Here is a 24,398-nt window from a genome sequence, read left to right as displayed (position 1 = left end):
GAAGGCCTGGCACCGACATCACAGCTTCACCTTCCGCAAACGCGCGGCATTGGCGATGACACTGACCGAGGACAGCGCCATGGCGGCGGCGGCGATGATCGGCGACAGCAGGATGCCGAAGAACGGGTAGAGCACCCCGGCCGCGACAGGCACGCCGAGCGCGTTGTAGATGAAGGCGAAGAACAGGTTCTGGCGGATGTTGCCCATGACCGCTTCCGACAGCCGGCGGGCGCGGACGATGCCGGTGAGATCGCCCTTGAGCAGTGTGACGCCCGCGCTTTCCATCGCCACGTCGGTGCCGGTGCCCATCGCGATGCCAACGTCCGCAGCGGCCAGCGCCGGCGCGTCGTTCACCCCGTCGCCGGCCATCGCCACCACCTCGCCCGCAGCCTTGTGCCGCTGCACGACCGCGCTCTTCTGATCGGGCAGAACCTCGGCCTCGACCTCGTCGATGCCGAGCTGGCGCGCGACCGCCTTGGCCGTCGTCCAGTTGTCGCCGGTCAGCATGACCACGCGGATGCCTTGCTCCTTGAGGGCGGCCAGCGCCTCGGGCGTCGAGGGCTTGACCGGATCGGCGATAGCGAAGATGGCAGCGACGCGGCCATCCACCCCCATGAAGATCGCGGTTGCGCCGTCCTCGCGCAGCCGGTCGGCCTCATCGGCCAGCGGCGCGACATCGACGCCCTGCTCGGCGAGGAACTTGGCATTGCCAAGGGGAATGCGCATGCCTTCGACCACCCCCAGCGCGCCCTTTCCGGTCGGCGAGTCGAAATCCGCGACCGGCGCCATCGCGATCCCGCGTTCCTCGGCGGCGCGCACGATGGCGAGAGCCAGCGGATGCTCGCTCGCCCGCTCGACGCTGGCGGCAAGCCGCAGCGCCTCGTCCTCGGTGAAACCCGCGGCCGGAACAATGGCGGTGACGGCGGGCCGGCCCTCGGTCAGCGTGCCGGTCTTGTCGACGATGATGGTGTCGACTTTCTCCATGTGCTCCAGCGCCTCGGCGTTCTTGATCAGCACGCCGGCCTGCGCCCCACGCCCGACGCCGACCATGATCGACATCGGCGTCGCCAGCCCCAGCGCGCAGGGACAGGCGATGATGAGAACCGAAACCGCCGCGATGAGACCGAAAGAGAAGCGCGGCTCCGGACCCCAGATCGACCAGGCGATGAAGGCAAGCACCGCGACCACGATCACCGCCGGCACGAACCAGCCCGACACTTGGTCGGCGAGGCGCTGGATCGGCGCGCGGCTGCGCTGCGCCTCGGCGACAAGCTGGACGATCTGCGACAACATGGTGTCGCGGCCAACTTTCCGCGCCTCGATCACCAGCGCGCCGGACTGGTTCATGGTGCCGCCGATAGCCTTGGCACCAACCTCCTTGGTCACCGGCATCGACTCGCCCGTCACCATCGATTCATCGACGGCGCTGCGGCCCTCGATCACCTCGCCATCGACCGGCACCTTCTCGCCGGGCCGCACCCGTAGGCGGTCGCCGACATGGACGCTGTCGAGCTGTACCTCCTCCTCGGTCCCGTCGTCACGAATGATCCGCGCGGTCTTGGGCGCGAGGTCGAGCAGCGCGCGGATCGCGCCGCTGGTGCTCTCTCTCGCACGCAGTTCCAGAACCTGGCCGAGTAGGACAAGGACGGTGATGACCGCCGCCGCCTCGAAATAGACCGCCACCGACCCGTCATGCTGCCGGAACTGGTCAGGAAAGATGCCGGGCGCGAGCGTCGCCAACATGCTGTAGATCCAGGCAGCTCCGGTGCCCATCGCGATCAGCGTGAACATGTTGAGGCTGCGGTTGACGAGCGATTGCCAGCCACGCTGGAAGAATGGCCAACCGGCCCACAGCACCACAGGCGTCGCCAGCAGCATCTGGATCCAGTTCGAGGTCCGCTGGCTGATGAGGTGGTCCAGACCAAGAAGATGGCCGCCCATCTCCAGCACGAACACCGGCAGCGTCAGCACCAGGCCGATCCAGAACCGGCGCGTCATGTCGATCAGTTCCTCGTTCGGCCCGGCCTCCAGGCTGACCAGCACCGGCTCCAGCGCCATGCCGCAGATCGGGCAGGAGCCGGGGCCGACCTGCCGGATCTCGGGATGCATCGGGCAGGTGTAGATCGTCCCCTCGGGCACCGGCTCGGCCCGTTCCGTCGCGGCGGCAGGGTCGAGATAGCGTTCCAGGTCGGCCAGGAACTTCTCCCGGCACCCGGCCGAGCAGAAGTAATAGGGCCGACCCGCGTGCTCGGCCTTGTGCGCGGTCTTGTGGGGATCGACCATCATGCCGCAGACCGGGTCCTTGACCTTGTGGGCACTGTCCGCTGCGACAGCCGCGTGCCCCTGCTCATGGCCGTGGGCCGCATGATCGTGGTGCTGATGATCGTGTTCAGTATTGTTGGTCATTTTTACGCCTCCTCGGCGTCTCGCCCTCGGCCTTGCGTTCGCCGTTCTGCGCTTTCCAATCGCTAGACGGTCAAGAGGTGACTGGAAGCTGGAAAAGTATCGCCGTTTAGTGATTCCCATGGAAATTTCGAACGTTGGTCTGTTCTGGCGCGGCATGTGACCGCATGATGTCAATGTCGGCTGCAGTCTCCTCGCCATCGAGGCAGTATTCCTCCACCTGCAACGTCGAGAAGTAGATGTTGAATCGCTCGCGCAGGAGATGGTTCGCCTGCCGCAGCACCCGCTCGCCGTCTTTCCAGTTGCGAACGCAGATGTGGCTCGAGAAGACATTGCGCCCGGATGTCAGGCTCCAGGCATGGACGTGATGCACATCCGTCACCCCCTCCAATTGCCGGATGGCCGTGATTGCGGCCTCCAGATCCAGGTCTTCCGGCGTGCCCTGAAGCAGGATGTGCAATGCCTCACGCAGAATGCCCCAGGAAGCCCAGAGCAGGACGAGCCCGAAGGCCATGCCAAGCAGGGGATCAATGGCGAGGAAGCCCGTAAATCGGATCACCAGCGCCGAGATGATGATGAGGAAGCTTCCGACGAAGGTCTGGAGGATGTGCCAGTAGGCGCCGCGCATGTTCAGGTTGCCTTTCTGGCGTTCGTACAGCAGCCAGAGCGCGACAAGCTCGGTGGCGATCCCGCCGGCAGCGGCAAACAGCATCGGTGTCGTGGCCAGTTCGATCGGCTCCATGAGACGCATCGCGCCCATCCACAGCACGAAAAGAGCCATCGCGACGAGAAACAGGCCGTTGAAAAGGGCGCCGAGGATCTCAGCCCGGACATAACCGAAGGTACGTGCCGGGCTGGATTTCCGTTCAGTCAAGCGAAGCGCGACCAGTGCGATGAGCACGCCGCCCACGGCAGAGAAGGTGTGGAAGGCATCGGAGATGACAGCGACGGAGCCCGTCCAGATGCCGATTCCCAGCTCGACTACAAAGTAAAGGCCGGTGAGCCACAGCCCGAGATGACAAGCGCCTTGCGATCGCCGCCCGGGGGCATGTGACCGGCATGGCCGCCGTGAGACATCGACATGAGTCCGCCTCCTTGTTGCTGAGGGAGAACGCCGGCATCCGACGTCCTCTGCCTGGCCTATGCGCTGACCGCGAATTCGGTCATCATGCCGGTCTCAAGATGCGGCATGTGGTGGCAATGCAGCATCCAGCGCGCGGCCTCGCCGGCGTCGAGCGCGATATCGACCATCGACATCGGCGGCACATATACCGTGTCGCGCAGCGCGCCCCGGACTGCACGTCCGTTCAGTCCGACGACCTGGAACACATGCCCGTGCAAATGCATCGGGTGGCCCATCATCGACATGTTGTGGAAGGACAGCACGACCCGCTCGCCGCTGCGTGCGGCAAGCGCGCGATGCTGGCCCCAGACGGCACCGTTGATCGTCCACACATAGGGCTGCATCGAACCGCCCAGCATCACAATGTGGCTGCGGTCCACCGGCCGATCCGGCAAGGTGTCGACGGCGGTCAGTCGCGACTCCTGCGCAAGGTCGGTGTCGAAGGCGGGTGCTTCGCTTTCCGCCACGCCATCAATGCGCCGGATTTCGGCGCCCTGCGTGGCAAGAATCAGGCCGGTGCGCTCGCGCGCGCCCTCTCGCAGCGCGAGGATCGGCCAAGCGCCGCCCTCCTGCGGCAGGTCGATCTCGAGATCGAGTCGCTGGCCCATGGCCAAGCCGAACCGCGTGCCGGGGACGGGCTGAACGGCATGGCCATCGACCGCGACGAGCCGGGCCTGCGCTTCGCCAGTCTCGATCCAGAACACCGTTGCCGCGGCGGCGTTGATCACCCGCAGGCGGATGCGCCCGCCGCGCTCGACCTGCACCACCTCGGGATCCGAAAGCGTGCGGTCGTTGGCGAGATAGGCGTCCCAGTCGTAATCGTTGAGGTCCATCGCCATGCCGTCCATGGCGCCCATTCCCGTCATGCCACCCATGGCGCCGTGATCCATGCCACCCATCGGCATGTTCCCCATCGCGCCGTGGTCCATGGCCGCCATGCCGCCCATGACCGCGCCGTGGCCGCCTCCATGACCGCCGGCGGTCCCGTGGCCGCCAAGGATCTCGGCCATCACCTCCTCGGGTGCCTTGAACGAGAAATCATGCAGGAACAGCACCACCTCCTGCCGGTCGGCGGCGACATCCTCGGCGCTGCGCACGATCAGCGGTGCTGCCAGAAGCCGCATCTCGTGCAGCGGCACATGCGCATGCATCCAGTAGGTGCCGGGCAGCGGCGCAAAGTCATAAGCGCGCGTCTCGCCGGGTGCGAGCATAGGCAAGGGTATGTCGGGCACGCCATCCTGTGCGTTGGGCGGGATCTGGCCGTGCCAGTGGATCAGCGTTTCAACATCGAGATCGTTGCGCAGATCCACCCGGAACCGCGCGCCGGGGTCGAGCGTCAAGCCCTGTCCGGCCGGGCCGGCAAGGCCCCAAACGGTGGCGGCGCGACCGTCGATGTCCAGCACCCGGCTGGCGGCGTGCAAGGGCAGCGGGGCGATGCCCTGCGCTGACGCGATTCGGGGCAGATGCGCAGAGGCCAGCATGGCTGCGCCAGCGGCAAGAAAGCCGCGTCGTGAAAGGGTATTCATGGTCGTCTCCTCGGGACAGCTCGTCCCGTTCATCAAAACCGACAGGACGCCGCGGGCCTCGGCCCGGACGCGCGATCAGAGGAGACGGTGCTTGGGAGGTCGTTCGTTCAGTCCAGGTGCCCGACCGGCAAGCACTGCACCGGTGGGCAGGTCATGGCTGGCAGGCGCGTAATCGCTGCCAGAGCTGTCGCTCGGGGAGGTCAGGAAGACCGAAAGACCGGCGCAAAGCAGCTCACAGCTTCCGGTGTCGATCGATCCGCAGTGCTGTTCGCCATCACAGGAATGTTCGCTGCCGGCCGCAACCTGCATCATCTCGCCGACATGCACCGAGTGATCCGGCTCTGCGCTCAAGCGCGCCGCATGAGCGGAGGTCACCGTCGTCATGACGGCGATCGCGAGTACGGCAAGCATAGTGACGAGGCGCGAGAACATGCCGGAAAGATAGGCGCTGGTCACGGGAATGTCAATTACCTCCGGCGTCGCGCCTCTGGCAGAAATTCATCCTCGGCATGTAGCCAATAGAAATTCCTCGCCACCAATCATGCAACTCATGCGAAAAGAACTCCGTAATATCTTGTGGCCCGGGTTGCTCGTCGGAGGCCTGGTCATGGCGGTCTTCGCTGGTAGGCACTATGCCCAGACCGCATCCAACGCCGCGTCATCTGCAGAAGTCATCGAACAGGGCCGGCAGATCTATGCGGACCAATGTGCGTCCTGCCACGGTGCGCAGCTCGAGGGGCAGCCGGACTGGAAGACGCCCCTTCCGTCCGGGCGTCTCCCTGCGCCACCACACGATGCCGACGGCCACACGTGGCACCATCCCGATGACATCCTGTTCCGGATCGTCAAGGAGGGCACGGCCGCCATCGTCGGGGGCGGCTATAAGAGCGACATGCCGGGCTTTGCCGTCCTCAGCGACGCAGAGATCCAGGCTGCGCTCGCCTATATCAAGAGCACCTGGCCGGAGCGCGAGCGGACCTACCAGGAGAATGTGTCGCAAGCACGCTGAGCGCTGATGGCACCTTCGGCATGGAGCTTCGCTGCAGGCCGGAGCTGCCCGTGCGACCGGCTGCTCAGTTTTCCGAGGCCCACCCGGTGACAGTTGTGGCTGCCGGACAGAAGCGGCATATTTGGATCAACCCGATGGCGACACCTTTGGGAGCGATGTTCGTGGGATTATTCATGGATTACTTGGCCTTTGAAGCGCGCCCGATCATGGCGCAGCGTCGGGTTTCCCCTCAATGAACAATCCCGGCTCCAGTTCATCGAAGCGGGTTCAAGACCGCACGGAGCGGCTCAACAAGAACTGCTTCTGCGTTACACTGGACCTTCCATCGCTGCGCGAGGCGCTGGAGCAGGAGGCAGGTGAGCCGGCGTTCTTCGAGACGTTCATCGGCCCCAAGACCCACCTGTTCTCGCACGTGCCGGTGTTCCTTTCGGCCACCACCGTCAATGAGATGCGCGCGATCGCAGTGGCTGTGGAGACCACCGCCCAACTCGAGGCATACAAGACCGCGGTCCTCTCCTGGGCGCCGGAAATCGCGTGGGGGGATCACGGCCCGCTCGGGGCATTGATGGGCTACGACTTTCATCTCGGCGAAGACGGCCCCCGGTTGATCGAAATCAACACCAACGTCGGCGGCGCGTTTCTCAATGCCTTTCTTGCACGAGCGCAGCGCGCGTGCTGCGCCGAAATGGATATCCCCCGGCGCTGCCATCGTTCGAGGACGCGGCGTTTCGCATGTTCCAGAACGAATGGATTCGGCAGCGGGGAACGGGCACGCCGCAACGCATCGCCATCATCGATGACAATCCGCCGGAACAGTACCTTTATCCCGAGTTCGTGCTCGCGCGGCAAGTTTTGGCGGCACGAGGGGTAGACGCGGTCATCGCCGACGCCGATCACCTTAGCTACGACGATGGTCAGCTCAGCGTCGACGGAAAGACGATCGATCTCGTTTACAACCGGGTCACCGATTTCGCCTTTGATCAGCCCGAGCACAAGGCATTGCAGGAATCCTACCGTGATGGCGCGGTTGTCGTAACGCCGAATCCGCACAACCACGCGCTCCTTGCCGACAAGCGCAAGCGCAACCTTTCGCTTCTTTCGAATTCCGCGACACTTGAGGCATGGGGGGTCGACCCGGGGATTCGGGCCGGGCTTGCTGCCGTTCCACGCACCGTTTTGGTCAATCCCGACAACGCTGATGCACTTTGGAAATCCCGCAAGGACCTGTTCTTCAAGCCGACAGGAGGACATGGTGGCAAGGCGGTATATCGTGGCGACAAGCTGACGAGAGTCTGGGCGGAGATCGCGGGAGGCGGATACGTTGCCCAGACGCTGGTCCGCCCCAGCGAGCGCATGATCAAGATCGACGAAATACCCCAGGCGCGCAAAATGGACGTGCGACTGTATACCTACGACGGGCAGGTGCTTTTGGTCGCAGCGCGCCTCTATCAAGGCCAGACCACGAACTTCAGGACGCCAGGGGGTGGGTTCGCCCCGGTGTTCGTGATCTAGAGCCAGAGCTGTCGAAGAAGTTGGCGTCGTCGGCCCTGAAATTTGTTCCTTAAAGATCAAATGCTTACGGGTGGAGAAGGTTCGACGTCAGACCCATCCCCTCCGCCACTTGCCCCCGCGAAAGCGTTCTCCCCATCTGGCTCCGGCCGGATTTTCTCGTTGTTTTCGAGGGTTATGCGCGATGGGCTGAGCACTGGCCCCCGGTTCAGGAGGCCCGGAAGCGGTCTCTACGGGGCGATATTCTCCGGACCTGTTGACTGGACGTGCAAAGGTTCAGTTCATGCAAGATGTTGAAATATCATCGTTTCGGTCGATGCAAGGCTGTTGACTTCGACGACGGGGGCTGCCCGTCGAGATGGAACGGAGATCGAACCTTCGCCGATGAAGCGATGCGATCGGAGGATCAGGCAGGGTTGCTTTCAGCACTCCTCCAGTCATTCCGTGTCGCGAATGTCGCCTTCGCCGATCTCGATACTGGGCGCGCCAGTTGCCAGCCATGAGACCAGCGCAGCGCAGGTCGCCGTGACCTGGTTCGGCTTTCGCAACGCGCATTCCCATATCGTTGCCACGCGCCACCCATCTGCCACCAGCGCATCGCATGTCGCACGATCACGCCTGACATTCGCGGCGAACTTCTCTGCCCAGAACTCGGGGCGGGTCGCGGGCGTGGTCGCATAGCGGCAGCCTTCGTGACGGTGCCAGAAGCAGCCATGCACGAAGATGACGGCCCGGTGCTTCGCGAGGATCATATCCGGCCGACCGGGCACACCCTTTCCATGCAGCCGATACCGGAAGCCGCGCGCGTGCAAGGCGCGCCTCAGCACCATTTCCGGCTTCGTGTCCTTGCCCCGTATCCCGGACATCATCCGCGAGCGGGTCTGCCTGTCGACGATATCTGCCATTTGCCTCCTGGCCTCTGCGTCCGGACCTGGTATACAGCCTGAAACCCGAATTCGAGAGGCCCCTGATTTGCCAGCCACTTTCGGCATCGTCGATCTGTTTGCCGGCCCGGGCGGGCTGGGCGAGGGATTTGCGTCCTTCGATTTCGGCGGCCACGCGCCGTTCCGGATCGGCATCTCGGTCGAGAAGGAGGCCTCGGCGCATCGCACGCTGACCTTGCGCGCCTTCCTGCGGGCATATCAGGCGCGTCACGGGGTGTTGCCGCAGGCCTTCATCGACTTCCACGCCGGGCTGATCCCCGAGCCCGACTGGAGCGCGGTGGATGCGGCGGCCTGGCGGCATGCGACGGCGGAGGCGCAATGCCTCGAACTCGGGACGGAACCGGCTGCCGCCGCCATCGATCATGCCATCGGTATGCTGCGCCGGGAGTTCGACGACACCATCCTGATCGGCGGCCCTCCCTGCCAGGCCTATTCGCTTGTCGGGCGCGCGCGGGCAAAGGGGAAGGTCGGATACGTCCCCGAGGAGGACGAGCGGCATTACCTCTTCCGCGAGTACATCCGCGTGCTCGACCGCCTGCGCCCCGCCGCCTTCGTCATGGAGAACGTCAAGGGCATGCTGTCCTCGACGGTCGAGAGCCGCCTTGTCTTCGAGATGCTGATGGAGGACCTCGCCTCGCTCGGCACCGGGCGGCGGCATCACTACGAGATGCGGGCGATCCGGGTGGCGGACGGCAGCGCCAGCCTGCAGGAAGCCGCGCAGCCTTCGGATTTCATCGTCCGCGCCGAGGAATGGGGGGTGCCGCAGCGGCGTCACCGGGTGATCATCGTTGGCATCCGTTCAGATCTGGCGGACAGGGCTACCGGGACGAGTGTACCGGTTTCCGGGGTGACACGGACTGTCGATGACGCCATCGGCATGATGCCGGAACTGCGCAGCGGCCTGAGCCGCGGTCGCGATGACCCGGCGAGCTGGCAACGAGAGGTCGTCGAGGCCGCCCGGTTGCTGGCAGGCATCCACCGGGGCAAGGAAGACGGGCCGCTGCGCGACGTCTTCTCCGCCGTTGCAAGGGGCCTGCAGAACGGGCTGCCGGCACCCCGCCAGTCGGCACGTCTCCCAGAGGGCTACGGCACATCGAACGACGAACTCCTCGCCTGGCTGGAGCGCCCTGCGTTGCGTGGCATAGCCCAGCACGAGACACGCGGGCACATGCCCTCGGACCTCGGGCGCTATCTGTTCGCTGCCGTCTTCGGTGCGGTGCGCGGTTACAGCCCGAAGGCTTCCGATTTTCCGATGTTGCTCAGTCCCGACCACCGCAACTGGCACAGCGGCGTCTTCAACGACCGCTTCCGGGTCCAGCTCGCCGGCGAGCCATCGACCACGGTCACGAGCCACATCTCGAAGGACGGCCACTACTTCATCCACCCCGATCCCATGCAGTGCCGCAGCCTGACCGTGCGCGAGGCGGCGCGCCTGCAGACCTTCCCGGATGACTACCTGTTCCTCGGCAACCGGACGCAGCAGTATGTGCAGGTCGGGAACGCCGTGCCGCCCTACCTCGCCCGCCAGATCGCCCAGCTTCTCTTGCGCGGCCTTTCCGGGCCACCGTCTTGCGAACCGCCGGGGACCGAAGCCTCTGCCATGGCAGCTCGCAGGCAAGAGATTTCGTCGGCCAAGACGCCCGCGCCCGAGAGTTTGCCGAGGAGATAGTCGAGTGCGTTACGTTCGCCCCGGTCAAGATGAGCGTGGCCTTCCTGAAGGGTTTCGAGCGCGGATTGCGACTTCGGTGAAAGCCAACCGCGCTTCCCGGCTTCCTGCCTCACTTTCCGGGCAGCATCCGCCACGCTCGAACCTGGCATCGAGCGCTTGTCCTCGAGTGCCTCAACCTGCTTGTCGTCTTCTGATCGCCTGCTAGGTGCAGCGTCGGGGCCGTCCAGGACCCCCAATGTTCCGCCTCGAGTGGTGGCGGACTGATCGGGCACGCCGAAGACTCCGTCGAGAAAACTGGCGAGGTCGCCCGGCGGCAGGTCCGCAAGGGACCTGATCTCGTTGCGGACCCGGATGCGGAGGATCGCGCGACGCATGATGTCCTCCATGGCCCCCTTGCCATGATGGCGCGCAGCGCGGAGCCAGGCCTCTGCGACCGCAAGGGCAAGAACGTGATCGCCCCCGATGCTCGGTCGCTCGGTAATCTGCACGAGGGCATCTTCGGTCAGCGCATCGAGCAATCCCCAGCGCTCGGGATGCCCAGGCCCCCGGTCGAGTGCACGGCCACGCATCCAGAGCCTTTGGAAGGTATTGCGCACACCTCCGGCATAGCGCTCTGTCGAGTTGCCGAAGCGCCAGTAGGTGATGTCCGGGGCCATGACAGCGGCAACAAAAGCCCAGACATCATCCCGGAGGGCCTCGCCGGTAGTGAAGAGGTCGGATCGAGCAAGCCAGGCGGCGGCCTCGGCATCAAAGCCGGCATGGGACTGCCGGGCGCCCTGCTGTCCAAACCCATGTTTCCGGGCAATTGCGACGAGCTCTTGCCGCACGGATGCGAGGGATCCTGCAGGGACGGGTGCGCCGCCCGTCGCTGCAAAGCGTACCTGATCAGGAAGGTCATCGGAGCGAAAGCCGGCCCAAGCTGATGGTCCATGCTCGAGAAACCTGCGAACGATGACGTCGCAGGCAGGTCCGGGCAGTCTTGGAAGCAGAAACGTCATTCCGGAACTCCCGGCTCTGCGAGCGCAAGCATGGTTGAGCGGAAGACGCCCGGACGGCTTTCGAGTACGGAACGGATGAAGGAAGCGTCCTTGCCTGGCCACGCCTTGCGCAGCCACGTTGCGGCCTGAGCACCGAGCGACCCTGGCTCCGCCGCATCCATCATCGTCTCGGCTTCGGGGTCGGCAAGAAACCGCTCGCAGATCTGACACATGACATCGCCAAGAAGGAACTGGATCGTGACCGGGTCCTCGTCCTCGATCCGCTGAAGGGTCTCGGCGGACTTCGCGTTGAGGTAAAGACGAACCGCTCCGTGGAAATCGCGCGTCCACTCCCCCGGCGACCAATGCAGGTGCCACGGCGCAGCACCCGCTATTCCGCCAGCGAGCATCTGCGCGAGGTCCACCGTCTCGATCGGGAAGCGTGGCTCCTCGCCCTCGAGCCTGACCCGAATATTCTCCGACCAGAGCCGGTCACCGGGATGGACGGGCGACAGCGCCGAGGCCTCTGCGGGGGCATTCGCCAGAAGGAACTCCGTCTGCAGGTCGAGGACCATCGAAAGCCGGCGGCCCTCGATGGTCTGCTCGAACTCCCAGGAGGTGTCCCCCGAACGAAGTTCCCGACGCGTGCGGGAAAGGACCTGGCGGGGTAGCCTGCCCTGACCCGTCCCGATCCTCACCGAGGCCGCCGCGGCGAGATGATCGGCCGGGATGCCGAGGTCGGACGCTGCCAGTTCGAGATTCAGTCGCAGCGTCCTTCGAACTCGGAGGTCGCTGGCGCTGTCCCAGTGAGGAAGGAACTCGCCCGCGGCGGACCATTCGGCACCGTCCAGAGAAATCTCCCATGCGGAGGCTTCCACGGCCGAATCGGAAAGCGTGAGGAACGGAAACGCAACCCGACGCTTCATGTTCCGGCCTCCGGAATGACGTCAGCATCGGCCGTCACCGCGCAATCTTCCGGCACACGGACACGGATCTCGAACCGTCCTTCCCGGCCGCCAAGGTCGATGGTGTCGCCAACGGCTTCCGCATTTCCGTCCAGCCACCTTACCGACAGGACGTCAGGCCTGCCGACGGTGTCGTCGACTGATCCAAGCGTCGTGCCTTCCACTGCCACGGAGGCCGAAGCAATCAGCTTCGCACCACTTCGCAGCGCGTCCTGCGTCACCTCGGTGAGGAAGACGGCAATCCGTCCGGCATCGCCAGCCTCGAGGCGCTGAAACACGGGACGACTTGCCCGCGCCCTCGAGGGTCGCCCGCCTCCCGAACCTCCCGAACTGCGACGCCGCCCTGCGCCGTCGCCCCCGACGTTCTCGAGCACAGCCCCAAGGCGCCCGGCAAGGCGGGCAAGCGGTGGGCCGGATCCGTCCCCCGGCCTGCGCGAGATCGGCTCCATGCCCATTCCGGAAGCGATTTCCTTCAGGCGCTTCAGCGCGATGTTGACGTAACGCTTCTCGTTGCCTTTCGGCAGGTTGTCGGGAACCCAGTCGTCATGGGCCGGCGGCTCGGCATCCGCAAAGGCCTGCTCTACCTCATCCTCGTCGCTGGCGATGAACACGCCTGCCCATTCCAGCCGCGCGTCGGGGTGTGGGTTGCCCTCGAGATACTTCACGACGAGCTCGACAGGCCGCATCAGTGCGATGTGGTGCATCTGCTCCGGGACAAGCCGGACGTCCTCATCCGCAGTCAGGTAGCGTCTCGGCGACCGCGGGCCCTTCTCGATCGCGAGCGTGCCGAGGAACTTCTGTGGCCTCTGGGACTCGATCCGCCGAACATCGTTCCCCTTGCGGGCCCGCGCCGCGCTCATCGCCTTGCACAACAGATCGAACGGGGCGAAGTCTTCAGGCGTCGGAACGGGTATTTCCCGATCCTCCACCATCACCCTGCAAGCAAACCGGTGCATGGCGGGAGCGTTGCGCATGATCCGCGGCCAGAAGTTCCAGAGCAGTGTCTCGATGATCCGGTTTCCGGTTGCCGTCAGATCGCCCTCGTCGGTCTGGAACCCGAGGATCATGATCGTGGTCCCCGATCGGCCGGGGCCGCGTGCCGGCAGACCGATATGACCGGCAAGAGCCGAGGCGGCAGCACCCGTTGCCGGATCGGCGATCCCGTCCGCCGGATCCCTGACGCCCCACCAGTGACGGCCCGTGAAGCGCCTCCTCATCCCGTTTTCCGGCTTCTCGAATGAGCGGCCGACATGACATGCCATCAGGCGCCGCCCCTCCGGACCGGCTCCGTCGGGCAGCGTATCGACGATGATCGTGCTGCACGCGCTGGCGCGATACAGGGCGACCTTGCCGAAGCCGTAGGTACCGCCCCCCTGTTCGGTGTCCCGAGCTGTGCCGATATTGCGAAGGAAGTCGATGAAGTTGGTCTGTCGGGTTCCTACAGGGATCCGGTCCGATCGTGTCGGGCCGCCAAGGCCGACAGTGCCGAAGTCGCAGATCTCGAGAACGACAGCCCTCTCGGCCTCGAGGAAGGCTGAAATCGTTGCGGACGACCCGGGTTCCTCGGGTATCTCGGCAAGGATGAAGCTGCGAAGGCCGTCGCGCTGGGTGTCCGAGAGAGTCCGCAGCCTGATCAGGATCTCGGGCCCGACGCCCGGTCGCGCGGCGTCGGCAATATTCTGGACCGCTTCCCGGATGACCGTCTGCAACGGATCAAGGGTTGGCGCACCGAGCAGACGGCGAAAGTTCTCGCCGATGTTTCCGGTCGAACCGTAGGGCTCGGAATGGAGTTCGAGCGGGCGCAACGTCATCCAGACAGCTCCCTTAGGAGCGAGGCGAATTCCTCCGGCGGGCATTCTGCGTCAGAGGCATGACCGAGATCGATTCGGTAGGTCGCATCGACGATGCCTGCTGGGATCGCTCCCCCGACAAAGCTCGAAGGCGCTATCCGGGGAAAACCCGGGCCGACATGATAGAGGCGCTCTGCCTCCGCCCTGAACGCAAAACGGTTCCATGCGGCGTCATGTACGTCCGTGCATCCGACCGCCGCGAACATCGCCCGCAGTCCCGCGGGGTCATCGGCCCGCAGCAACGCCCTGTCTCCAAGCGAAGCCACTGTGAGAAGCCCGCCCTCGACCGCTTCGAGGACCAGATGCGCAAGGTACAGAGACCCGCCCGCAGGCGGTTCCAGCTGATCGATCCCGTTTATGGTGACCTCGCGAACCCCTGCGCCGAGCGATGCCTTGACCTCGAGCGAGGTGTCTCCGGCCCGGAAGTCGTGCCGATCTCCGGCCGGTCCGCGCCAGCAGCGCCAGGCCGAGGGCGAAATGTCGAGCAGCCGGTTCAACACGACCAGCTCCGCCACGAGGCCGACAACCCGCGATCTGTCCAGCTCTCTCCCCACTGGTGGGACGAGAAGTTCGCGGAAGTCATCGAGCGCACCAGCCACTGCCGCGACCCCGTCCTTCCGGTCGGCCAGCCGGCGGACGATGTCATCCACGACCTCGCCGAACACGGCTTCGAGATCCGGCGACATGCAGATGACATCGAGAAACCGGATCGCGCGTTGCCCATGCGTGAGGGTTGTCAAGCTGATCTTCAAGGCACTGCCCGTCGCGAGAGCATCGATCTTCTCGCCCGCGGCAAGCGGCACCAGCAGCCGCGCCTCCCCGCCGGGGCCAACGGCAAGCCGGACGGGCCCCGTCTTCGTCATTGCGTCAAGAGGCAACGAGGGGATGCCGAGACCATCTCCGTCGATGTGCTCTGCCCGAAGGACATTCCAGCGTCCCTGCGGCGGGCTCTCCTGCTCGGGTCTAGACACCTGCCGCCTCCGTCTGCGCGGCCTCCTCTGCCTCGATCTCGGCAACTTCCTCGGCCGACAGCAGCTGCAGCTCCACCGAGACGAAGTTCCCGCCCTCCGTGACCGAGCCAGGGAAGACCATCCCGATACCGAGCACGTCATGCACGGCATCGAGCGGAACTCTCAACTGGCTCTCGCGCTCGGGGCGCGAGTCCCGCGCGATGGGATAAAGCAGGAGCAGCGGAACCTGTCCCAACGCGTCCAACCTCGCCGCCTTCAGTTCCTCCCAGCTTCCGTTGCCTCCGACAGCGTCAGCACAGTCGAAAACCACATCGCGTCTCGACATGAGTGCCTTGATGTCCGCGATCCCGTTCGTGTCCTTCAACCTCGCGCGGTTGACCGTCCTGACGGAACCGATCGTACCGAGAGGAGCATCGGAATCGCGACCGCGGCCGGACTCGACGATACCGATGTTCCATGATGAAAGGCGCGGATCCGGCCCGTCGATGAACGGCACCAGCATGGCAGGCAGCAGGTCCGCCTGGGAGGACTCGACCGAATAGGCCTCGAGGAATCTGCGGACCGACGACCTCGGCACGTTGCGCCAGAGCTTGCGATCCCCTGCGTCCCGATCGCGCAGTCCAAGCGCCTCGATACGGCTGACAAGTTCGCTGCCTGCAGCCCAGTTCCTTTCGAGCAGTCCGGCGTCGGTGTGAGCAAAACGGAACGTCTGGCGATGGGTTCCCCAATAGCTGACAGCACAGCGCCTCGCGGCGCGCATCTTGTTTGCCGCCGTGATCGCCATGCCGGGAATTGCCCTGATCCGGACCGCCAGGTCCATCGGCGTGAGGTCGCGGAGCCGATACTGCTCGATGTCTTCCCTGATTTCCTGTTCGACGGAGGCAAGCGCCCTGAATCGCAGCTTGAGATCGCTCGGCATCCAGATCCGTGGAAGATCCTCGTAGCCGGGCCGATAGCCGAACCAGCGTCCCATCTGGAGGAGCGTGTCGTACTGGTTTGCCGTTCGCAGGAAGTAACTGACCATGAGGCCTTCGAGGGTCAGCCCCCGGGCAAGGATGGAGCCGCCGACCACGATGTAGGTCTTCGGCCCGCCGGAATAATCGATCCTGTCGTCGCTTGCGCCGTTCTCGACCGGGAACTCGATGCCGTCGAGCACCTCCGGCAGATACCGGAAGACATCTTCCAGTGTGACCGGCTTCGCATCAGTCAGGTCGTCCGGCAGTCGTCCCTGTTCCTCGTCCCAGACCCGACCGAGCCGGGATCCGATGTCCGATGCCGGATCGACAAGATCCTTGCGGTGCACGTCGACCCAGCCCTCGATCAGCGCTGCAACCCGCTCGTGCGCGCGAACGTAGGCTGATGTGTGCACCAGCATCGTCATGTGCTGGTCCCCATGTCCGCGGGCGCGCCGTGCGGCGCAGCACGCGAGGAAGTAGAGGATGGCGGCCTCGAGACTCGGCGTCATGGCAGGCTGGAAGGCGTCACGCTCCTTCCTGCTGCGCGGCTGCAGTCCCGCCTCGTCCTCATCCGGCACGTCGCGGATCATGTCGAGCCCTTCCTCGTCGGGCCGCACGTCCTCCGGGTCGACCGGTGTCTTCCCGAACAGACGCTCGGTGCCGAAGTACCTATCCGGTTTCGGCAGTGCCGTGATGAAGTCCCGTGGATAGAGGTCGTCGAGCTCCTGGCCGTCGACACGATAGGGGTTGATCAGCACATTCGCAAAGGGCGTGGCAGTGTAGCCAACATAGGTAACAGCCGGGAGAAGGCCGAGAAGTTCCCGGATGCGATGGTTGATGGCCGTCATGTCGAGCTCGCCCCGTGCCGAGTTCACGCTCGCCTGGTCGCATTCGTCGTCGATGACCAGGACCCGGAGCTGCTGCAACACGGCCGGCAATGTCTCCCGGATGGCCTTGCGCAATTCTCCGAGGGGCGAAACGTTCTTCTTGATGACGGCCAGCTGCGCCTTGTCGGAATGGGAGAGGAAACCACCCTGAGGCGGTGCGCGGAAATCCCTGTCCACTTCGTTCGACGTGAGCACCTGCCAGTTAAGCGGATTGCGCCGCACCAGGTCGGAATACAACCTGATCTGGGTCTGATGGCGCAGCTTGTTCGTCAGACCGGCGAGGACAATCACGGTGTCGTAGCCGGCGTCGAGTGCCTTGGCGATCACGGCCGTCATGTTGGCCGTCTTTCCTGACTGGACGTGGCCCACGACCAGTCCGCGGCAGGAGAACTGGCTCCTCGCCGGATCCCGCGGGTTCTCGAGAAGCGAGACCACCTCGTTCGAGGCGTCATCGATGCCGCGCACGTCGTCCTCGTGCCACTTCTTCTCGTTGAGAAGGAAGGACTTTACGGCAGGCCAGTGCAGGTCCGTCGGTCTCGGACCAAAGTACCATTGCGGTCGCTTCCTGATCACCGAGTGGCTGTGGAGAACCTCGATCTGTTCGAACTCTCGGGCAACATTCGCGGTCGCCTCGTCGATTTCAGCAGACAGATGAGCCGCAAGCCCGGGGGAGAGGAGGTCGAGTTCTGCGCGAACGGCAGCAACCGCGCTTTCGAGATTGCCATGCCGAGGCAGCGCCTGGCGAATGCGTTCAACCAATCCATCAACCTGAGGCCCCGGCACAATGCCCTCCCGACTGCAACGCTGGCAATGTCCAGAAGAACTGGATCAAGCCCAAACAATCACGCGATGAATTCGGGATCAAGTCGAGGATTGGACTGGAAGTGCCGAAAATGTCAGAAAGACTCCCGCTGCCCCTCCCACTCCTTCGGGAACCCGTCCATCAGCCGGGCCAAGGTCACATCCGGTCCCTGCCTTCCCTCCAGGATCGCCTCGACGATGTCCGGCGCGAGCAAGGTCAGCCGCAGAACGCGCGTCATGTAGGATGGCGCGATCCCCTCGCGCTCGGCGAGCTCCGCGATGGTCGCGAACTCGCCCGACTCGAGCATCCGCTTCCAGCGGAAGGCGCGGGCCAGTGCCTTGACCAGGGCGTCGTCGGGGCGGCGGGGCGCGGATGCGCCGTCGGGGAGTGCGATTGCCTTCCGCCCGCCGCGCTTCACGATGCGGAACGGGACGTGTAGTATCACCGTGTCGGGGATGAGAGTCTCGCCGGTCATGCAGCCGCTCCCATGTTTCCGGCCATCATCTCGCACGCAAGGTTGTCGAGGCCGTCGATGCGCAGCCGGAGGTTCAGCCCGTCCGTGCCGATGTCCACGCGCTCGACCAGCAGCGCCACAATGCGCGCCTGCTCGGCGGGGAAGAGTTCCTCCCATAGCGCGTCGAGCTGCTGCAGGGCCGCGCGGGCGTCGGCCTCGGAGATGTCGTCGGCGTGGGCCCGCGCCGCCTTCCACGTCCCCACAATGATCTCGGGCTGGCGGAGCACGGCGCGCAGCTGGTCGATGACTGCTGCCTCGATCTCCCCCGCAGGCACGCGACCGATGGGGCACGACCCGGCGCCGTGCTTCAGCACCGTCTGGCTCACATAGTAACGGTAGAGCTTGCCGCCCTTGCGCGTGTGGGTCGGCGAGAACGCGGCGCCATCGGGACCGAACAGCAGCCCCTTCAACAGCGCGGGCGTGTCGGCGCGGGTGCGGGCGGCGCGCTTGCGGGGGCTCTCCTGCAGGATGGTGTGGACGCGATCCCACGTCGCGCGGTCGATGATCGCCGCGTGCTCGCCGGGATAGCTTTCGCCCTTGTGGACAGCCTCGCCGATATAGGCGCGGTTCGACAGCATCCGGTAAAGATACTTCTTGTCGATCCGGTTGCCGCGCGGCGTCCGAATGCCGCGCGTCGCCACCTCGCGGGCCAGCACCGTGCAGGACCCGATCTCGAGGAAGCGGGCGAAGATCCAGCGGACGTGCGCCGCGGCGTCCTCGTCGACCACCAGCTTCCTATTCTCGACGCGGTAGCCGTAAGGCGGCACGCCACCCATCCACATGCCCTTCTTGCGGCTGGCGGCGACCTTGTCGCGGATCCGCTCGGCCGTGACCTCCCGCTCGAACTGGGCGAAGGACAGCAGGATGTTCAGCGTCAACCGGCCCATCGACGTGGTGGTGTTGAACGACTGGGTGACGGACACGAAGGTCACGTCGTTGCGGTCGAAGACCTCCACCAGCTTGGCGAAATCGGCGAGCGAGCGGCTGAGGCGGTCGATCTTGTAGACCACGACCACGTCGACCAGCCCGTCCTCGATGTCGTCCAGCAGCCGCTTCAATCCGGGCCGTTCCAGCGTGCCGCCGGAGACGCCGCCGTCGTCATACTGATCGCGGACCAGCACCCAGCCCTCGGAGCGCTGGCTGGCGATGTACGCCTCGCAGGCCTCGCGCTGGGCGTGAAGGCTGTTGAACTCCTGCTCCAGCCCTTCCTCGGACGACTTGCGGGTGTAGATCGCGCACCGCAGCTTGCGGACAGCAGGCTTCGTCATCTCCGTGCCCTGTGATTCCTGAGCCCGAAGAACACCCAGCCGTTCCAGCGCGTGCCGGTGATGGCGCGGGCGATGGCCGAGAGCGACTTGTAGGGCCGACCCTGCCATTCGAAGCCGTCGGCGGTGACGGTGACGATCTGCTCGACGCCCTGCCACTCGCGCAGCAGCCGCGTGCCGGTGATCGGGCGGTCGCGATCTGCGCGCAGGCTCCGCTTCGCACGGTCGCCGCCATCCAGTTCCTCGCCGAGCCGCTCCAGCCGCCGGATCGTTTCGGGCTTCAACCCGCCATAGGCGAGCTCCTGGATTCGGTAGGCCAGCCGGCTTTCCAGGTAGCGGCGGTTGAACGGCGGCGGCTCGCTGTCGAACAGGTCGCGCCACTGCGCCTTCAGCTCCGGCGTCGTCGCGGTCTTCAGCGCGGCCAGGCGCGCGGGGATGGGATCGTGCGGATTCATGCGGTCCTCCGGTCGGTTGAACCTGCACTACCGCTCCGGTCGAGCGAGTTGTGTAGCGGAAATTCTCCCTTCTTCGCAGAGAGTTGCCCGTTCTCCCGTATCCGCAGCCTGACCAACCCTGCCGCCAGCAGTCGACAGAGTTCCGCGCGGCGTTCGACCGGAGTCATCAGTTCGGGCGACAGGGGATTGGGGTGTTTCATGCGGCGGCACGACCCGTGTCGCGGAGCACCGCCGCGCGGATTGCGGCGCGGTTCCAGCGGAAGTTGAGGTGGCAGTTGGCGGCATATTTCGAAAGCCCGAAATCCATGCCGCTGGTATCGAAGCCTGCGCGCTGCAGCAGTTCGATCTGGCGCATGGTGGCGGGATCGTTAAGCCAGCGTTTGCTCTTGGCGGCGGCGCTGGAGGTCTCGGTCATGCGCAGGAAATCGTCAGCCGCCGCCAGCGCCTGCACCCGCGTGCCGACCGCAAGGGGGCGGATCGCCTGGCCCTTGGGCCGGCCGAGCGCGTGCCAAAGCGTACCGTCGTGGAATACGCCAGCCCAGCCCTGGAAGCCGCTGGCCATCAGCGCTTGGCCGTCGCCATGCAGCGCTACCCAGAAGAACGGAGAGCGATCCAGAAGATCGATCTCGGTCATCTCGAAGGCGGTCAGCAGGCGTTTCTCGCCGATCTCGCGGGTGAAGACGTAGCCGCAGAGATCGCAGATGGAGGCACCGAGCGGCAGTTCGGCCTCGCAGGACGGGCAGGTCTTCCACGGGCGCTCGCCAGGCGGGGTCTCGTCCTCGTCGAGATCGATCTCCTGCTCTAGCGTGCCATGGCGAAGTGCCGCGCCCGCAAAATCCAGCACGATGCAGTCGGTCTTGACGATGCCGGGGAAGCGTTCGGGATCCACCCGGCGCAAGCCACGTCCGACCGCCTGAATGAAGGTGCCCTTGTGCAGCATGGGGCGCAGGATGCCGATGCAGCCCACGGGCTGGCTGTCGAAGCCTTCGGTCAGCACCATGCAGTTGGTGAGAACCTGAACCTCGCCCCGGTCGAAGCGGGCGATGAGCTTCGCGCGCGCCCGCGCCGGCATGTCCCCCGCGATCGTCTCGGCCGAAACGCCCGCAGCCCGAAACGCGTCGGCCACGGCTAAGGCATGGTCCACGGTCGCGCAGAAGAAGATCGTGCGCCGGTCGGCGGCCTTGTCCATCCAGTGCTCGACCACGGCCTCGTTGAGCACAGCGCGATTGAGCACCTTGTCCGCCTGGCGCATGTCGAAATCGCCGGCGGTGCTGTCGATGCCGGAGAGTTCATTCTCGATCCCGAGGTCGATGGTGAAGGTCCGGGGCGGGACCAGCAGGCCACGCGCGATGAGCGTGCCGATCCGCAGGTGATAGCCGACATTGCTGAAGGTCTTGCGCAGGCTGCGGCCATCGCCGCGGCCGGGCGTGGCGGAGAGGCCCAAGAGCTTCAGGCCAGGACTGACCTCGCGCGCATGGGCCAGGATCGCCTGGTAGCTCGCGGCGGCCGCGCGGTGGCATTCGTCGATCACCAGATGGCTCAGTTTCGGCATGGATGCGCGGCGGTGTTCCCGGGCGAGCGTCTGCACGCTGCCGAAGATCACCGGGCCGTCCCAGCAATCCTGTTCTGCCTTCACCACCGAGGTGCCGAGGCCCGAGATCTGTCCGATCGCCGACCGGTTCTGCTCGATGAGTTCGTCGGTGTGCTGCAGCACGAGCACCTTGGCATCGCGATCCCGTTCCGCCTGTTCGCCGACATAGAAGCCGGCGATGGCGGTCTTGCCGGCTCCGGTCGGCAGCACGAGCATGGTATTGCCGTGCTCGGCCGAGCGGTCATGGGCGGCGTCGACCGCGGCCCGCTGATAGTCGCGAGGGATCATGGCGGCCTCCCTCAGCGCGCCCAGAAGGGTGCGCCGCCGGCAGAAGGCGCCTGATGCGTGGACTGCGCCGGGGGCGTTTGCGGCGGCGCCGACACCGCCTTGCCGGCCGAGGGCGCCGCCCCCATCACGGCGGCATATTGCGCGTGTTCGGGGCCGATCGCCGCCTTGATCACGTTGCGACCGGCATCGTCGGGGTTGTTGCGGTCCTTCTCGACGCCGACCTTGGCCACGAAATCGAGCCCGTTGAGATCGCCGAGGCTGCGGATCATCCGGGCCGTGCGTGCCACCTCTGATTGGTCGCTGGCCTTGATGCCGCGCGCCGATTCCAGAATGCCGCGAATGAGGGCGCGGCCACGGTTGGCATAGGTGTCCTCGCCGCGCTCGTTGACGCTTTTTCCCTTGAATCCGATGCGGGTGTAGATGCGCCGCCGGGCATGGGGGCCTTCCAGCACCACGGCTTCGGTGTTGAGGTAGAGGGCGGAACTGGTGCGGCTCTGGGAGAGCCAGCCCTCGGGGCCGGTGCCGCCGGGGCGAATGCTCAGCGTCACCTTGACGAGGGTGTTTGCCGGAATGAGGTCGAATGCGGCGTCCTGGGTCTCGGCGCCGTTGAAATCCATGCTGTCCGCCATGGGTCAGGCTCCTTTCGTCATGGGATTGGTCTGGGCCGGCTGCTGCGGTAGATCGAAGTCGAGATCGGCGCTCGCCTGCGCGCCGGAACCCGCGCGGATCTTCGCCATCAGGCGGCCGAGATGGGCCTGCTCGATCATCGAGAGCCGGCCGCTGCGGTCCTTCGCCGGAAAGCCGAAATCGTTGATCGTGGTGCAGACGAAGGCCCGGAAGGGCGCGCCTTCCTGGGGGCGGATTTCCGCGAGGGTGATGACCTCGTCGACGATGCCGGGCAACTCAAGGCCGGTCTTCGAGCCCTCGATCTGCATCGCGAAATACGGCTTGCCGAAATCGTCGATCTTCCGGTCGAGCAGACCCACGAGCCAGATGTTCTTTCGCGGCGTGTGCTGCAAATGCGTGAGCCAGCCGATCATTTCCTGGCCCAAAAGCCCGTAGGCGCCCCGCAGGTCGAGCTTGCCGCTGCGATCCGACTGCGCCTGCGGCTGCCCCTTGCACCACTGCATGCAGATGCGCGAGGCGACGGAGATCGAGTCGACGAAGATCGTGTCGTATTTGTCGAGCAGGGACGGATCGCCGAAGGCGGCGCAGACGCGGTCGTAGTCGCGCTGGCTGTAAGGTTGATCCTCGCGCATCGCCGGGTTGGGACCGCCGATCCAGCAGGCGAGGTCGCGGGCGCGCTCCCAGTCGCGGACCCGGATTTCGTCGCCGGGCCAGCCCTGAACGGCCAGTTCGCCGGCCTCGAGATTGACGAACAGGGTGCGCTCGGGATCGAGCGTCCAGAGCTGGCTGGTCTTGCCGATGCCGGAAATGCCGGTCAGCACCCCCTTGATGCCGCGCGTCTCGCGCAGGCGTTCGTCGGCGGTGATGATCTTCAGCGGGGCGGGTTGGAAGGGCGCGCTCATTTGCGCGCCTCCAGATCGCGGACGGCGGATGCGACGGCGTTGTCGCTGCCTTTCGCACCCTGACGCCGCGCCATGCGCAGCATGTCCTCCAGCGCCATGATGGTCTGGCCAAGGCTGCGGCGCTCTTCCTCGAGCGCGACGAGGGCAAAGGCGATGTCGTCGACGCTTGCGCGGTCCACCGGGCGTGTGCGCGCGGCGCGATCCGCCAGCGGCGGGATGGCGATGGTATCGGGAAGTGGCGCCAACCAGGTCGACTGCCGGAGTTTTTCGAGGGGGGATTTGAACATCTGCTGCTCCTTTTCGTCTTGCCCAGGGCTCGTCCGTAAGGTGTCGGCTGCCGGGCCCGACGCCGCCCTGGAGCTCGCGGTCGGGGTGTTTCCCTGAGGGTCTTTCATTCCCCCGAAGGCCCGGCATGAATTGGCTTGAGTGCTTGCCCTCACTTACCGGCGCGGGGCCGCAACTGTCGGGACAGCCTCGAAATACCCGTCGAGGCCCATCTCGGTGGCGATCTCGCGGATCCTGCCCAGACGCTCGTAGATCGTGCTCCGGTGAACGCCGAGCGCGCGTGCTGCCTCCGAGATGCTGAGCTGGCTGACGGCCAACGCGACCTGCCGCGTCGCCGGGCAGAGCGCGGCCAAGAGCCTGCCGACATCGCCGCGCAGGCCGGGACCGTGGGCGAGCGAAAACGCGTCGACGGGATCGAGTGCGGCGGCCTCGGGCAGCACGTCCGAGAGGGTCAGGCCCCCGTCGTCATCGCTGACCGGCGCGTCGATGCAGAGCATGGCCCGTTCGGCGTGCATGGCCATGGTGCTGCTCGCAAGCGTCGCCACGCGATTGGCGACGATGCGATCTGCGAAGGTGTCGAAGGAGGATTTCGCCGGATCGAAGTTCCGTGCGCGCCGGATCAGATCGAGGCGCAGTTCCTGCTCGATGTCCTCGGCATCGAGCCCCGGCACGGCGCCCGAGCGCGCCAGGCGCGCTGCGCGGATGCGGATATTGCGGGAAATGCGGGTGGTGGGATCGGTAAGCTGTTGAAGCTGCTCCATGGTTTTCGCCTTCGTCCAGGTGGACGGGCACGCGGCCCGAGTACCCGGCTCCGGCGAAATTTCGCTGGGACGGCGGTTGGAGCAGCTTCGGCACGAAGAAAAATCGCCGAGGAGCCTTG

20 protein-coding genes and 1 pseudogene are annotated in these 24,398 nt (G+C 65.5%); 3 read left to right on the top strand and 18 right to left on the bottom strand.

Annotated elements, in window-relative coordinates:
* Window positions 1–18: 18 nt before the first annotated feature.
* The 4 genes from HNQ73_RS06975 to HNQ73_RS06960 form a co-directional block, all read right to left on the bottom strand.
* A complete protein-coding gene (locus tag HNQ73_RS06975; RefSeq protein ID WP_183334279.1) occupies window positions 19–2,406 on the bottom strand; it encodes a heavy metal translocating P-type ATPase in 2,388 nt (795 codons plus the stop codon).
* Between the two features lie 106 nt (window positions 2,407–2,512).
* Window positions 2,513–3,367, bottom strand: coding sequence for a cation diffusion facilitator family transporter (locus tag HNQ73_RS06970; protein ID WP_338077622.1), 855 nt, complete (start codon window positions 3,365–3,367; stop codon window positions 2,513–2,515).
* A 176-nt stretch (window positions 3,368–3,543) separates the two neighbouring features.
* Window positions 3,544–5,052 (bottom strand): multicopper oxidase family protein, encoded by a 1,509-nt coding sequence (locus HNQ73_RS06965; RefSeq protein WP_183333628.1) that lies wholly within the window; start codon window positions 5,050–5,052, stop codon window positions 3,544–3,546.
* Between the two features lie 75 nt (window positions 5,053–5,127).
* Window positions 5,128–5,508 carry a hypothetical protein gene (locus HNQ73_RS06960; RefSeq protein WP_210305027.1) on the bottom strand — a complete coding sequence of 127 codons (381 nt, stop codon included), beginning with the start codon at window positions 5,506–5,508 and terminating at the stop codon, window positions 5,128–5,130.
* A 151-nt stretch (window positions 5,509–5,659) separates the two neighbouring features.
* On the opposite strand from HNQ73_RS06960, the gene HNQ73_RS06955 reads away from it, so the two are divergent.
* Together HNQ73_RS06955 and HNQ73_RS17925 are read left to right on the top strand one after the other, a co-directional pair.
* Entirely contained in the window at window positions 5,660–6,061 is a 402-nt protein-coding gene (locus tag HNQ73_RS06955; protein ID WP_163464899.1) for a c-type cytochrome, read from the top strand.
* 732 nt (window positions 6,062–6,793) lie between these two features.
* Window positions 6,794–7,573, top strand: a complete 780-nt coding sequence (locus tag HNQ73_RS17925) for an ATP-grasp domain-containing protein (RefSeq protein WP_244649994.1) — start codon at window positions 6,794–6,796, stop codon at window positions 7,571–7,573.
* Between the two features lie 434 nt (window positions 7,574–8,007).
* On the opposite strand, the gene HNQ73_RS06945 is transcribed toward HNQ73_RS17925, so the two are convergent.
* Window positions 8,008–8,475 carry a very short patch repair endonuclease gene (locus HNQ73_RS06945; RefSeq protein ID WP_173935117.1) on the bottom strand — a complete coding sequence of 156 codons (468 nt, stop codon included), beginning with the start codon at window positions 8,473–8,475 and terminating at the stop codon, window positions 8,008–8,010.
* 67 nt (window positions 8,476–8,542) lie between these two features.
* Here HNQ73_RS06945 and HNQ73_RS06940 point away from each other — a divergent pair, with 67 nt between their 5' ends.
* On the top strand, window positions 8,543–10,183 hold the full coding sequence (locus HNQ73_RS06940; RefSeq protein ID WP_183333619.1) for a DNA cytosine methyltransferase: 1,641 nt from the start codon (window positions 8,543–8,545) through the stop codon (window positions 10,181–10,183).
* A gap of 293 nt (window positions 10,184–10,476) precedes the next feature.
* On the opposite strand, the pseudogene HNQ73_RS18270 reads toward HNQ73_RS06940, so the two are convergent.
* The 13 genes and pseudogenes from HNQ73_RS18270 to HNQ73_RS06875 all read right to left on the bottom strand — a co-directional run.
* Window positions 10,477–11,181: pseudogene (locus HNQ73_RS18270) on the bottom strand (DUF6339 family protein); the annotation flags it as partial.
* Window positions 11,178–12,086, bottom strand: coding sequence for a hypothetical protein (locus HNQ73_RS06930; protein WP_183333617.1), 909 nt, complete (start codon window positions 12,084–12,086; stop codon window positions 11,178–11,180). The gene HNQ73_RS06930 and the pseudogene HNQ73_RS18270, both read right to left, overlap by 4 nt.
* A complete protein-coding gene (locus HNQ73_RS06925) occupies window positions 12,083–13,936 on the bottom strand; it encodes a hypothetical protein (protein WP_183333615.1) in 1,854 nt (617 codons plus the stop codon). The genes HNQ73_RS06930 and HNQ73_RS06925 overlap by 4 nt, the downstream gene beginning before the upstream one ends.
* Window positions 13,933–14,946, bottom strand: coding sequence for a PD-(D/E)XK motif protein (locus HNQ73_RS06920; RefSeq protein ID WP_183333613.1), 1,014 nt, complete (start codon window positions 14,944–14,946; stop codon window positions 13,933–13,935). Before HNQ73_RS06920 ends, HNQ73_RS06925 begins: the two co-directional genes overlap by 4 nt.
* A complete protein-coding gene (locus HNQ73_RS18145) occupies window positions 14,939–17,572 on the bottom strand; it encodes a Z1 domain-containing protein (protein WP_173935121.1) in 2,634 nt (877 codons plus the stop codon). The genes HNQ73_RS06920 and HNQ73_RS18145 overlap by 8 nt, the downstream gene beginning before the upstream one ends.
* Window positions 17,573–17,685: 113 nt before the next feature.
* Entirely contained in the window at window positions 17,686–18,066 is a 381-nt protein-coding gene (locus HNQ73_RS06910; RefSeq protein WP_173935122.1) for a hypothetical protein, read from the bottom strand.
* Window positions 18,063–19,373 (bottom strand): recombinase family protein, encoded by a 1,311-nt coding sequence (locus tag HNQ73_RS06905; RefSeq protein ID WP_173935123.1) that lies wholly within the window; start codon window positions 19,371–19,373, stop codon window positions 18,063–18,065. The genes HNQ73_RS06910 and HNQ73_RS06905 overlap by 4 nt, the downstream gene beginning before the upstream one ends.
* Window positions 19,370–19,825 carry a DUF2924 domain-containing protein gene (locus tag HNQ73_RS06900; protein ID WP_183333611.1) on the bottom strand — a complete coding sequence of 152 codons (456 nt, stop codon included), beginning with the start codon at window positions 19,823–19,825 and terminating at the stop codon, window positions 19,370–19,372. Before HNQ73_RS06900 ends, HNQ73_RS06905 begins: the two co-directional genes overlap by 4 nt.
* Before the next feature lie 196 nt (window positions 19,826–20,021).
* A complete protein-coding gene (locus HNQ73_RS06895) occupies window positions 20,022–21,704 on the bottom strand; it encodes a DEAD/DEAH box helicase (RefSeq protein ID WP_183333609.1) in 1,683 nt (560 codons plus the stop codon).
* 11 nt (window positions 21,705–21,715) lie between these two features.
* On the bottom strand, window positions 21,716–22,333 hold the full coding sequence (locus HNQ73_RS06890; protein WP_183333606.1) for a hypothetical protein: 618 nt from the start codon (window positions 22,331–22,333) through the stop codon (window positions 21,716–21,718).
* Between the two features lie 3 nt (window positions 22,334–22,336).
* Entirely contained in the window at window positions 22,337–23,233 is an 897-nt protein-coding gene (locus HNQ73_RS06885; RefSeq protein ID WP_183333604.1) for an ATP-binding protein, read from the bottom strand.
* Entirely contained in the window at window positions 23,230–23,520 is a 291-nt protein-coding gene (locus HNQ73_RS06880) for a hypothetical protein (protein WP_173935126.1), read from the bottom strand. Before HNQ73_RS06880 ends, HNQ73_RS06885 begins: the two co-directional genes overlap by 4 nt.
* A gap of 153 nt (window positions 23,521–23,673) precedes the next feature.
* Complete coding sequence (locus HNQ73_RS06875; RefSeq protein ID WP_183333602.1) at window positions 23,674–24,279, bottom strand: helix-turn-helix domain-containing protein; 606 nt, start codon at window positions 24,277–24,279, stop codon at window positions 23,674–23,676.
* Between the last annotated feature and the right edge of the window lie 119 nt (window positions 24,280–24,398).

Origin of the sequence: Chelatococcus composti (assembly GCF_014201415.1) — a bacterium.
Taxonomy (GTDB): Bacteria; Pseudomonadota; Alphaproteobacteria; order Rhizobiales; family Beijerinckiaceae; genus Chelatococcus_A; species Chelatococcus_A composti.
Note: the sequence above shows the minus strand (reverse complement) of the source record. Positions and strands in the feature narration are given on the sequence as shown.